Consider the following 11,158-nt stretch of genomic DNA (forward strand, 5'->3'; position numbering starts at 1 on the left):
AGCGGGGTGGCGAGGAGTGGGTTAGGAGCTGATCTCGTCGAGCGCGGCGAGGTCTTCCGCCGTCGGCTCCCAGCGGCCGGCCCGGACGTTGTCGGCGACCTGCTCCGGCCGGGTCGCTCCCGCGATGACCGACGCCACGGCCGGCTGGGCGGCCAAGCCGCCGATCGCGACGTCGATGGGGCGCAGACCGCGCTCGGCGGCATACCCCTCGATGGCCTCGATCGTGTCCCAGTCGGCCTCGGCCAGCCGGTCTGCCTGACCGGCGAGGCGGGTGCCCTCCGGCGCGGCGGCCCCGCGGCGGTACTTGCCGGTCAGCAGCCCGGAGGCCAACGGGAAGAACGGCAGGAGGCCGACGCCGACGTGCTCGCATGCCGGCACGACCTCGTCCTCGACGTCGCGCTGCAGGAGCGAGTACTCGTTCTGCGCCGAGACGAACGGCGTCAGCCCACCGCTGCGCGAGACCCAGTCGGCCTCGACGACCTGCCACCCGGCGAAGTTGCTCGACCCGATGTAGCGCACCTTGCCCTCGACGACGAGCTCGTGCAGCGCCGCAAGGGTTTCCTCGAGCGGCGTGACGGGGTCGGGCCGGTGGTACTGGTAGAGGTCGATCCAGTCGGTGCCGAGCCGGCGCAGGCTCGCCTCCACGGCCTTGCGGATGTAGCGCCGTGAGCCGCGCGCGCCCCAGTCCGGCCCGTTGGCGCCCTGCATGTCCATGCCGAACTTCGTTGCCACCACGACGTTCTCGCGCTCGCGGCCGAGAGCCCGACCGAGCAGCTCCTCGCTCGCGCCGACGCCGTAGATGTCGGCCGTGTCGAAGAGCGTGATGCCGGCGTCGAGGGCGGCCCCGACGACCGTGGCGGTCGCGTCGGCGTCGAGACGCCGGCCGAAGTTGTTGCAGCCGAGCCCAACCGTCGAGACGGTCAGTCCGCTGTTGCCGAGCTGGCGATAGGTCATGGTGGAGGAGCTCGTCACTCCCCCACCGTAGTGGCGTCCCTCCGCCGCCCTCGCCAGGAGGCGGGTGACGGGGCGGCGGGACGGCAGGGCGGCGCTCAGGACTCCATCGTCAGGGCCATGACCTCGGCGCCGGGGAGCTTCGCCAGGTCGGCGCCATCGAGGAGCAGCTTCGCGCCCCGGACGCCGGCCCCGACGACGACGAGACCCGCTGCGACAACCTGCTCGTCCACGAGGACCGGCCACTCCTCGGGCAGGCCGACCGGGGTGATGCCGCCCTGCTGCATCCCGGTGAGCTCTTCGGCCTCGGGTTGGTCGGCGAACGAGATCTTGCGCACGCCAAGGTGCTTGCGGACCGTGCGGTTGATGTCGGCGCGGTCTGTCGCGAGCACCATGACGGCTGCGAAGGTCGTCACCTCGCCGCGGCGCCCTTCGACGACCACGCAGTTCGCCGATGCCTCCGGCGCCACGTCGTAGGCCGCACAGAAGGCGGCTGTGTCGGCCAGCCCGGCATCGATGGCGGCGACGCGCGCGCCGGGCACGAGGCCGAGCGACTCGGCAACCGGCGGCGCGAGCAGCTCGGGGTATTCGGCAGCGGGCAGCCAGGTGAGGTTTCCTTCAGCGGATGGCATGTCAGCATGCTAGGCACCGGCCCCCTGCCCTCGATCTCATCCTTGCTGGTTGAACGCAGTGGTGCACCGCCGCGCTCGACGCCGAAACGGCATTCGGCTAGAGGGAAGCGGCGAGGTCGCGGACGACGACCGCGGCGGGAACGGGCCGCGCATCACGCCAGCGCGTGCCGGCCCACAGTGCGAACCACTGCGGGTCCTCGGCCGCGGCGGACGCGCGACGGAGCGGCCCGGCGACGTGGTTGACCTCCGGATAGGCGGCCGGTGCGGTGCCGTCGTGCGCCCGGACGAAGTCGTTGACGAGGGACCGGGCGAGCCGGCCGGAGAAGACCCGGGTCACCGCGGTCTCCGTGAAGCTGGGGTCGCTGAGGGCCCGCCGGTGCACCAGGTGGGTGCCCGCCTCGGGGGTCAGCAACAGCAGGGTGCCGACCTGGATGGCGGCAGCCCCCGCAGCCCGCAGCTGCGCGACCCCCTGGGGGCTCGACACGCCGCCGGCAGCGACGATGGGCAGGTCGACGGCGGCTCGCACCGAGCTCACGAGGTCGACGAGGTCGTCCGTCGAGGGGCCCTTCGCCTCGTCGAGCGTGCCGCGATGGCCACCGGCCGCCGGCCCTTGGACGCACAGCCCGTCGACGTCGTGGTCTGCCGCGGCGCGCGCCTCGTCGACATCGGTGACGGTGACGAGCACCTCCGTGCCGGACCGCTGCAGCTCGTGAACGACGCCGGCGCTGGGCAGACCGAACGTGAACGAGACGACGGGGACCCGCTCCCGCGTCACGAGGTCGATCTTGCGCTCCCAGTCGTCCGTGTCGTCGGGCCGGCCCTCCCCCGGCTCGACTCCCAGCCGTGCGGCGTCACGCACGAGCCGGTCCCGATAGGCACTCACTGCGTGCGCCCGCTCGGCGCCCTCGAGCGGACGCGGCTGGGCAGCATACGTGTTGGCGGTCGCTGGGACGAAGAGGTTGACGCCGAAGGGCCGTTCGGTGCGGGCCCACACCTCTGCGATCTGCTCGTGCAGCGCTGGCGCATCGAGCATCCCCGCGGCGATGAAGCCGAGCCCACCGGCGTCGGAGACGACCGCCGCGAGCTCCGGAGTGCTCGGGCCCCCCGCCATCGGGGCACCGACGATCGGGACATGCAGTTCGCTCACGACCATGACGTGACGCTATCGTTTGCGCCCGTACGGGGCGAGCCTGAGCGAATCCGACGCGGGGACAGCGAATTACACCGATGTGATTGCTTGTCACACCAGTCACTCCTGCAACACACTGGTGGTCGCCGACTCGGACCTGTGAGCTCTCCATGCGTGCAACGCCTCGTCACCTCGCCATGCTCACTGCTGCGGCAGTGGTCGCCGCGATCCCCGCGGTGGGTCTGGCCCCCACGGCGAGCGCCGCTTCGCTGCCCGCGCCGCAGCCCGGCGCGGAGGTCTACCTGCGCCCGGCGGACGGCGTGTTCGACGTCGTCGGCGGCGGCTACGGGCACGGGATCGGGATGTCGCAGTATGGCGCCCAGGGCGCGGCGACCAAGGGCCTCAAGCACAACCAGATCCTCGGCTTCTACTACCCGGGCACGGCGCTCAAGACGGAGGCGGCTACCTCGATCAAGATCGGCATCACGACCGACAACGACGGCATCATCCAGGTCGGCGGCCGCCCGGGCCTCTCCATCAAGACCGGCAGCATCTCGACAACTCTCCCCACGACGCCGACGCAGTGGCGCGTCCGGGCCACCGGCACGACGGCCACCACGTGCGTCGTGGAGTCCCTCACGAGCGGCAAGTGGAGTGCCTACAACTCCGGCAAGACACCCTGCCCCGTCACCTTCTCCAACTCCGCCACCGGAGCCGACAAGAGCACCGTCGACCTCTTCCTGCCCGGCGGTGAGCGGCGCGTCTATCGGGGCACGATCACGGCGCACCACCCTGGTACGACGAAGCTCGCCACCGTCAACAGCCTCTCCATGCAGGACTACCTCCGCGGCGTCGTCCCGTCCGAGATGCCGCCGTCGTGGCAGCTCGAGGCGCTCAAGTCGCAGGCCGTCGCGGCCCGGACGTATGCCGCGACGCGGAGCAAGCACACGAGCTACTACGACACCTGCGACACGACGAGCTGCCAGGTCTACAAGGGCCGCGGCAAGCGCAACTCCGACGGGTCGATCAGCTCCTACGAGTGGACGTCGACGAACACGGCGATCGACCAGACGCTCGGCCAGGTGCTCAAGTACGGCACGACCCTCGCGACGACGATGTACTCGTCGTCGAACGGCGGCCGGACGGTGGCCGTCTCGGGCTACGCCTACCTGCCGGCCAAGAACGACCCCTACGACGGCGCCTACGCAAGCGGGCGCCCGCACGCCTGGAACGCCAACCTGCCGGTCGCCTCCCTCGAGCGGACCTTCGGTATCGCGCGGGTCGAGCGGCTGCAGGTGCTGCGACGCGACGGCAGCGGCGACTGGGGCGGTCGGGTCCTGTCCGTGCGCGTCGAGGGGTTCACGTCCTCGGGCGACTACGTCTCCAAGGACACGAGCGGCAACGGCATCATGAGCGCTCGCCAGTGGCCCGGTTACAGCGACGGCCTCGCCTCCAACTACTTCACGATCAACCAGAAGGTGCCCAACCCGGGCACCGTGGCGCGCATCTCCGGCTCCGACCGCTACGCCACGGCGGCCGAGGCCTCGCGGGCGTTCCCGGCCGGAGTCGACGTCGTCTATGTCGCGACCGGCCGGGAGTTCCCCGACGCCCTCGCCGGCGCAGCCCGCGCGGCCAGCAACGGTGCTCCCCTCCTGCTGACGCAGCCCACCTCGGTGCCCGCCCCGACCCGTGATGCGATGGCCCGACTTCGCCCGGGCCGGGTCGTCGTCCTCGGCAGCGCGGGCGCCATCTCGGACTCCGTGGCGCAGACCCTCAAGTCGATGACGACGACCGGCAACCTGCAGCGGGTCGGCGGCAAGGACCGCTACGAGACCGCCGCGATGCTGGCACGCTACTACCCCTCGGGCGCCAGGGTGGCCTACGTCGCCACCGGCGTCGACTTCCCTGACGCCCTCGCCGGGGCAGCCCTCGCGGGCCGCGACAAGGCGCCCGTCCTGCTGACGAAGCCGACGAGCCTGCCGCCCGCGACCGCGTCGGCCCTGTCATCCCTGCGGCCCGACCGCATCGTCGTCCTCGGCAGCACCGGCGCAGTCTCGGCGGGTGTCGCGTCACAGCTGGCCGGCTACACGAGGAGCAGGACCGTGACCCGGCTCGCCGGCAGCGACCGCTACGGCACCGCCGCCGCCGTCGCTCAGCAGTTCGGCTCCGCCACATCGGTCTACGTGCCGTCGGGCGAGAACTTCCCGGACGCGCTCGCCGCCGCAGCCGTGGCCGGGGCAGCAGGCGTCCCCGTCCTCCTGACGCGCGGCGACCGGCTCCCCGACCCGATCCGCGCCCAGCTCACCCGGCTGCGGCCCCAGGCCGCGTACATTCTCGGCGGCCCGACCGTCGTGACGAACACCGTCCTCGTCAAGGTGCGCGACGCGATCCACTGACCGAGAGGTATGCCGCTCCGCCGGCACCGCGCGAGTGGCGAGCGTCCCTGCGCGGCGCGGGTGAGCGGCATACCGCCGCCTCTCAGCGGGGGCGGACGACGCGCCGCTCGTCCCAGACGGGTTCGTCCGCCTCGTAGACTCGCCCGTCCTCACCGAAGACGAGGAACCGGTCGAAGCCTCGGGCGAACCACCGGTCGTGGGTCACCGCGACGACGGTCCCCTCGAAGCGGTCGAGCCCCTCCTCGAGGGCCTCGGCCGACTGGAGGTCGAGGTTGTCGGTCGGCTCGTCGAGCAGCAGCAGCGTCGCGCCGGACAGCTCGAGGAGCAGGATCTGGAACCGCGCCTGCTGGCCGCCCGAGAGCGACTCGAAGGTCTGCTCCCCCGAGCGGGCGAGCTCGTAGCGGTCGAGGGCCCGGGCCGCCTCCTCGCGGGGCTTGCCGGCGCGGTGCTCGTCACCCCGGTGCAGGATCTCGAGCAGGGTCCGGCCCATGAGGGTCGGGTGCTCGTGGGTCTGCGCGAACCAGCCGGGGCGCACCCGTGAGCCGAGCCGCACTGTGCCGGTGTGCTCGACGGGTCTGGGGAGCACGTCGCCGACGGGGCGGTGCTCCGGCTCGGGGTCGCTGCCACCGCAGGCGAGCAGCCGCAGGAAGTGCGACTTGCCCGAGCCGTTCGACCCGAGGACCGCGACCCGCTCGCCGAACCACACCTCGAGGTCGAACGGCTTCATCAGCCCGGTCAGCTCGAGGCGTTCGGCGATGACGGCGCGCTTGGCCGTGGGACCCCCGGTGAGGCGCATCCGGACCTGCTGGCGCATCGGCACGGCCTCGGGCGGACCGGCCTCCTCGAACCGGCGCAGCCGGGTCTGCGCCGCCTGGTAGCGCGCCGCCATGTCGGAGTTGTAGGCGGCCTTCTGCTTGTACATCAACACGAGCGCCTTGAGCTTGGCGTGCTCCTCGTCCCAGCGCTTGCGCAGCTCCTCGAGCCGTGCGTTGCGGTCGGCCCGCGCCTCGGCGTAGGTGGCGAACCCACCGGGATGCACCCAGAGCGTCGCCCCGGCCGCGCCCGGCTCGAGCGTGGCGATGCGCGTTGCGACCCGGTCGAGCAACTCCCGGTCGTGGCTGATGAACAGGATGGTCTTGGGCGAGGCGACGAGCGCCTCCTCGAGCCAGCGCTTCGTCGGCACGTCGAGGTAGTTGTCCGGCTCGTCGAGCAGCAGCACCTCCTCGGGGCCGCGCAGCAGCGCCTCGAGGACGAGCCGCTTCTGCTCTCCCCCGGAGAGGGTCGTCACGCGGCGCCACTGGGCCTTGTCGTAGGGCATGCCGAGCGCCGCCATGGTCACCTGGTCCCAGACCGTCTCCTGCTCGTAGCCGCCGGCCTCGCCCCACTCGACGAGGGCGTGCGCGTAGGCCATCTGGTCGGCCTCGGTGTCACGCTCCATCATGAGCAGCTCGGTGCGGTCGACCTCCTGGGCCGCGGACCGGATCCGGTCCGGGGCGACGGAGACGAGCAGGTCGCGGACCGTCGACTCGTCGCGGACCGACCCGATGAACTGGCGCATCACCCCCAGTCCGCCGGAGCGGGTGACCGCACCCTCCTCCGCGCCGAGGTCGCCGGAGATGATCCGGGTCAGGGTCGTCTTGCCGGTGCCGTTCGGCCCGATCAGCGCGACCTTCGCCCCCTCGCCGACCCGCAGCGACACGTCGTTGAGCAGCGGCCGGCCGTCCGGCAGCGAGAAGGAGACGGAGTTGACGTCGATGTGGCCCACGGGGGTCCATCGTGACGTATGCCGCTCACCGCCGTCACGCCGATATCGTCAGGGCGGGCCCCTAGCTCGCGCGAGGTCAGGTCCACTGCCAGCTGCTGAGCAGCTGGTCGAACTGCGCCATCGCGTGGTCGGCGTCCTCCTGCGAGGAGCTCAGTGTCAACAGGTAGACGCGGTCGCCGTGCGGCGCGGCCCACGACCGAGCCAGCACCTTGACGCCCTGCTGCTCGAAGGCCGCCCCGAAGCCGGCGGCCGTGACCCCCGCGACCTGCTTCTCCGGCGCCTCGGTGAGCGTCCGGCCCTCCTGCTTGAGGCCGTCCTTGCCCTTGGCGAGCTCGTCGCGGGCGGTCTGCTCGTTGCCCGGCACCGACACGACGACGAGGTTGTTGCTGAAGGAGCCGGTCTTCTCGCCGGCCACGAGCACCGTCTCGAGCCCCTGGACCGAGCCGACCTGGTCGCTCGCGTCGCGCCAGCCGGCGGGCGGGACCACCGTGAAGGTGCCCGACTTGCCCTTCATCGCCTGGGTCGCCCCGGTTGCCGTGGCCGTCGCCGTGCCGGTCTCGCTCGGCGCCGGGCCGGCCGAGCTGGAGGTTGACGCCGGGGTCGACGATGCACTCGGGTCCCCGGACGGCGCCCCTGCCTTGGAGCATCCGGTCAGGACGAGGACCGAGGTGAGCAGGGCGACGGACGCGACGCGGTGGGGTCGGGGCATGATCTCGATCCAATCACAGGCCGCGGCGCTGCCCGTCCGCGCCGTCGCGCCGGGCACGCGCCTGCTCGGCCCGCACCGCCAGCTCGGCGTCGGGTGGATAGCGGACCTCCTCGAGGCTCAGCCCGTGGGCCGGCATGACGAGGACCTCGCTCGCCCGCACTCCCCGGCCCTGCGCCTGCGCCGGCCACTCGACGCCGCGCCGGCCCTCGCCGACGGGCACGACCGCGCCGACGAGCGAGCGCACCATGGAGTGGCAGAAGGCGTCCGCCCGGACCGTCGCGGCCAGCACCCCGTCGGGCAGCCGCCGCCACGAGAACTCGAGCAGGGTCCGGATCGTCGTCGCACCCTCCCGCCGCTTGCAGAAGGCCGCGAAGTCCCTGAGCCCCACCAGACCCCGTGACGCAGCGTTCATCGCGTCGACGTCCAGCGGACGCCGCCACCCGACGGTGTCGCGGCGGCGCAGCGGGTCGCGGACCGCGTCCGGGTCGGCGATCCGGTAGCAGTAGCGGCGCTCGAGCGCCGCGAAGCGGGCGTCGAAACCGGCCGGTGCCCGCGTCACGTCCCGCACGACGACGTCGTCGGGGAGTATGCCGCTCAGCCGGCTGACCAGGGCCTGCTCGGGCGTGCGCGTGGACCGTCCCGGGAGCAAGGCGAGCGCCTCCGGGTCGACGTCGACGTGGGCGACCTGGCCGCGGGCATGAACGCCCGCGTCGGTGCGTCCGGCGACGGTCAGGCGGACCCGCTCGGCCGATCGGAAGAGGGTCGTCAAAGCCGCAGTCAGCACTCCCTCGACGGTGCGCCGGTCCGGCTGCGCGGCCCACCCGGAGAAGTCGGTGCCGTCATAGGCGAGGTCAAGACGCAGCCGCACCAGCTCCTCCCCTGCCATGCCGGCGAGCCTATCCGTATCACCGCGCTGTCAACCGCCACCGGTCCATGGACGTCTTCACAGCATCAGCCGTGCCGGCACCCGGCCGGCCGGCTCCACCCAAAGGGGGCCCGTCATGAGGACCATGAGTCGCCGCCGCGTGGGCGCTGTCGCCCTCGCCACCGCCATCGTCACACCACTTGGTGCCACCGCCGCGACGAGCACGGCTGCGGCTGCGCCGTACTGCGGCATCTACTGGGGGTCACTCGCCAAGACCTCGTCGAGCCAGACCCGCGCCGCCATCACCGGGGCCCGGTCCGGCCAGCACGCCTGCTACGACCGCCTCGTCTTCGACCTGGGCCGGGGCACCGGCAAGGTCGGCTACAACGTCCGCTACGTCAGCACGGTCCGCAGTCCGAGCAGCGGCCTCCCGGTCCCGGTGAGCGGGGGCGCCCGGATCCAGATCACCGTCAATGCACCGGCGACGAAGCGGATCCCGGCGAGTGGGACGCTGACCTACTCCGGCTGGCGCACCTTCCGGCAGCTGAAGTGGGTCACCAGCTTCGAGGGTTACACCGACTTCGGGCTCGGGGTGCGGGCTCGGCTGCCGATGCGGGCCTTCGTGCTCACCGGCCCGGACGGCGGGCAGCGCCTCGTCGTCGACGTCGCCCACCGCTGGTAACCGTCGAGAGGCCACCACACGTCGAAAGGCCAGTTTCCGACACGTCGGGAACTGGCCTTTCGACGTGATGGCGTGCGTCAGTCCTTGGCGCCGGCCTTCGTGAAGCCGGCGGCCTCGGCGTCCTCAGCGGACTTGAACCAGAACTCCGCGACCGTCTGGTCGTACCACTGGCCGTCCGGCTCGTGGTAGAGCTTCGAGCTCGCGTTGCCCTTGACGGTGTAGCCCTCGGGGGCCGAGCCGTCGGTCGTGGCCGGAGCCGCGCCCTCGGGCAGGTCGACCGCGGGAGCGTCCGCCTGGGCGTCGCTGACCGCCGCCTCGTCCGCCTCGACGGCGGCCGTCGGCTCCTCGGCCGGAGCGGCCTCGGCGGGAGCGGCCGCAGCGTCCTTGGCCGCGCGCTTCGTCGCCGCCTCGGCCTCCTTGACCGTCGCCTTCTTGGCCGACAGCGGCTCGCGGACGAGCTCGATGACGGCCATCGGGGCGTTGTCACCCTTGCGGGCACCGATCTTCGTGATGCGGGTGTAGCCGCCCTCGCGCTGCGCCATGTCGGGGGCGATCTCGGCGAAGAGACGGTGGACTGCGCCCTTGTCGCGCACCACGGCGAGGACCCGGCGGCGGGCCGCGAGGTCACCGCGCTTGGCGAACGTGATGAGACGCTCGGCGAGCGGGCGCAGGCGCTTGGCCTTGGCCTCGGTCGTCGTGATCCGGTCGTTCTCGAAGAGCGCCGTCGCGAGGTTGCTGAGGATCAGCCGCTCGTGCGCGGGGCCGCCACCGACGCGGGGACCCTTGGTGGGGGTAGGCATTTCGTTCTCCTAGTGGGGTCTGACCCGGCCCGCGGGGAGCCGACGTCAGGGGCGGTTGTCAGAGCTGCTCGTCCTCGACGTAGGACTCGTCGTCCTCGTCGTAGCCCTCGTCGTAGTTGTCGACGATGGCCGACGGGTCGAACCCGGGCGGGCTGTCCTTGAGCGCGAGGCCCATGCCGGCGAGCTTCGCCTTGACCTCGTCGATCGACTTCGCACCGAAGTTGCGGATGTCGAGCAGGTCCGCCTCGCTGCGACCGACGAGCTCACCCACCGTGTGGATGCCCTCGCGCTTGAGGCAGTTGTAGGACCGGACGGTCAGGTCGAGATCCTCGATCGGCAGGGCGAGGTCAGCGGCGAGGGCCGCGTCGGTCGGCGACGGCCCCATGTCGATGCCCTCGGCCTCGACGTTGAGCTCGCGGGCGAGGCCGAACAGCTCGACGAGCGTCTTGCCGGCCGACGCCATCGCGTCCCGCGGGGTGAGCGAGTTCTTCGTCTCGACGTCGACGATGAGCTTGTCGAAGTCCGTGCGCTGCTCGACACGGGTCGCCTCGACCTTGTAGGTCACGGCCAGGACCGGGCTGTAGATCGAGTCGACCGGGATGCGGCCGATCTCCTGGTCACCGGACTTGTTCTGCGCCGCGGAGACGTAGCCACGGCCGCGCTCGACGGTCAGCTCCATCTCGAGCTTGCCCTTGTCGTTGAGCGTCGCGATGTGCAGGTCGGGGTTGTGCACCTCGACACCCGCCGGCGGCGTGATGTCGCCCGCGGTGACCGCGCCGGGTCCCTGCTTGCGCAGGTACATGACGACCGGCTCGTCGTGCTCCGAGGAGACGACGAGGCCCTTGATGTTGAGGATCATCTCGGTGACGTCCTCCTTGACACCCGGCACGGTGGTGAACTCGTGCAGGACGCCGTCGATGCGGATCGACGTCACCGCCGCACCGGGGATGCTCGAGAGCAGGGTGCGACGAAGGCTGTTGCCGAGCGTGTAGCCGAAGCCGGGCTCGAGCGGCTCGATCGTGAAGCGGCTGCGGTTGTCCGCAACGACTTCCTCGGAGAGCACGGGACGCTGTGCGATGAGCACTGTTGTTTTCCTTCCCACGGGCGACCGCTATTTGACGCCGCGTGAAACTGCCCGGTCTCGCTCCGGGCGGCCGGGGGTCGGCTCTGTCTGCGACCCCCGCCCCAACGAGAGGACGCGGTATGCCGCTGAGCTGGCTCAGCGGCAT

At 71.8% G+C, this 11,158-nt stretch carries 10 protein-coding genes; 2 read left to right on the forward strand and 8 right to left on the reverse strand.

Translation table 11 applies throughout. The annotated features are described in order from the left end of the window. Positions 1-21 precede the first annotated feature (21 nt). The 3 genes from N864_RS14250 to N864_RS14260 all read right to left on the reverse strand — a co-directional run bounded on the left by N864_RS14250 (position 22) and on the right by N864_RS14260 (position 2,736). Positions 22-954: an aldo/keto reductase gene (locus N864_RS14250; RefSeq protein WP_034718019.1), complete on the reverse strand. Its 933-nt coding sequence runs from the start codon at positions 952-954 to the stop codon at positions 22-24. A gap of 95 nt (positions 955-1,049) precedes the next feature. Continuing rightward, positions 1,050-1,583 carry a YbaK/EbsC family protein gene (locus N864_RS14255; protein ID WP_034718021.1) on the reverse strand — a complete coding sequence of 178 codons (534 nt, stop codon included), beginning with the start codon at positions 1,581-1,583 and terminating at the stop codon, positions 1,050-1,052. 97 nt (positions 1,584-1,680) lie between these two features. Continuing rightward, positions 1,681-2,736: a nitronate monooxygenase gene (locus N864_RS14260; protein WP_034718024.1), complete on the reverse strand. Its 1,056-nt coding sequence runs from the start codon at positions 2,734-2,736 to the stop codon at positions 1,681-1,683. A gap of 146 nt (positions 2,737-2,882) precedes the next feature. Between N864_RS14260 and N864_RS14265 the strand changes: the two genes are divergently transcribed. Beyond that, entirely contained in the window at positions 2,883-5,108 is a 2,226-nt protein-coding gene (locus N864_RS14265; protein WP_081793854.1) for a cell wall-binding repeat-containing protein, read from the forward strand. 82 nt (positions 5,109-5,190) lie between these two features. On the opposite strand, the gene N864_RS14270 is transcribed toward N864_RS14265, so the two are convergent. The 3 genes from N864_RS14270 to truA form a co-directional block, all read right to left on the reverse strand. Continuing rightward, positions 5,191-6,873: an ABC-F family ATP-binding cassette domain-containing protein gene (locus N864_RS14270; protein WP_034718028.1), complete on the reverse strand. Its 1,683-nt coding sequence runs from the start codon at positions 6,871-6,873 to the stop codon at positions 5,191-5,193. Between the two features lie 76 nt (positions 6,874-6,949). Beyond that, entirely contained in the window at positions 6,950-7,582 is a 633-nt protein-coding gene (locus N864_RS14275) for a DcrB/PsbP domain-containing protein (RefSeq protein ID WP_034718038.1), read from the reverse strand. Positions 7,583-7,595: 13 nt separating this feature from the next. Then, complete coding sequence (gene truA / locus N864_RS14280; protein WP_081793856.1) at positions 7,596-8,468, reverse strand: tRNA pseudouridine(38-40) synthase TruA; 873 nt, start codon at positions 8,466-8,468, stop codon at positions 7,596-7,598. Between the two features lie 124 nt (positions 8,469-8,592). Here truA and N864_RS14285 point away from each other — a divergent pair, with 124 nt between their 5' ends. Then, the gene (locus N864_RS14285; protein WP_034718030.1) at positions 8,593-9,129 is read left to right on the forward strand and encodes an AMIN-like domain-containing (lipo)protein; all 537 of its coding nucleotides are present in this window, start codon (positions 8,593-8,595) and stop codon (positions 9,127-9,129) included. Positions 9,130-9,206: 77 nt separating this feature from the next. Here N864_RS14285 and rplQ read toward each other — a convergent pair whose 3' ends face one another. Both rplQ and N864_RS14295 read right to left on the reverse strand, forming a co-directional pair. After that, positions 9,207-9,929, reverse strand: a complete 723-nt coding sequence (gene rplQ / locus N864_RS14290; RefSeq protein ID WP_034718033.1) for a 50S ribosomal protein L17, sunset domain variant — start codon at positions 9,927-9,929, stop codon at positions 9,207-9,209. A gap of 58 nt (positions 9,930-9,987) precedes the next feature. Further along, a complete protein-coding gene (locus N864_RS14295) occupies positions 9,988-11,013 on the reverse strand; it encodes a DNA-directed RNA polymerase subunit alpha (protein ID WP_034718035.1) in 1,026 nt (341 codons plus the stop codon). Between the last annotated feature and the right edge of the window lie 145 nt (positions 11,014-11,158).

It is taken from the genome of Intrasporangium chromatireducens Q5-1 (assembly GCF_000576575.1).
Lineage (GTDB): Bacteria > Actinomycetota > Actinomycetes > Actinomycetales > Dermatophilaceae > Intrasporangium_A > Intrasporangium_A chromatireducens.

Bases quoted from the DNA above. Each gene is read 5' to 3' on its own strand.
- rplQ (WP_034718033.1), bottom strand. From the start codon at position 9,929: ATGCCTACCCCCACCAAGGGTCCCCGCGTCGGTGGCGGCCCCGCGCAC.
- N864_RS14250 (WP_034718019.1), bottom strand. From the start codon at position 954: ATGACCTATCGCCAGCTCGGCAACAGCGGACTGACCGTCTCGACGGTT.
- N864_RS14285 (WP_034718030.1), top strand. From the start codon at position 8,593: ATGAGTCGCCGCCGCGTGGGCGCTGTCGCCCTCGCCACCGCCATCGTC.
- N864_RS14260 (WP_034718024.1), bottom strand. From the start codon at position 2,736: ATGGTCGTGAGCGAACTGCATGTCCCGATCGTCGGTGCCCCGATGGCG.
- N864_RS14275 (WP_034718038.1), bottom strand. From the start codon at position 7,582: ATGCCCCGACCCCACCGCGTCGCGTCCGTCGCCCTGCTCACCTCGGTC.
- truA (WP_081793856.1), bottom strand. From the start codon at position 8,468: ATGGCAGGGGAGGAGCTGGTGCGGCTGCGTCTTGACCTCGCCTATGAC.
- N864_RS14255 (WP_034718021.1), bottom strand. From the start codon at position 1,583: ATGCCATCCGCTGAAGGAAACCTCACCTGGCTGCCCGCTGCCGAATAC.
- N864_RS14265 (WP_081793854.1), top strand. From the start codon at position 2,883: ATGCGTGCAACGCCTCGTCACCTCGCCATGCTCACTGCTGCGGCAGTG.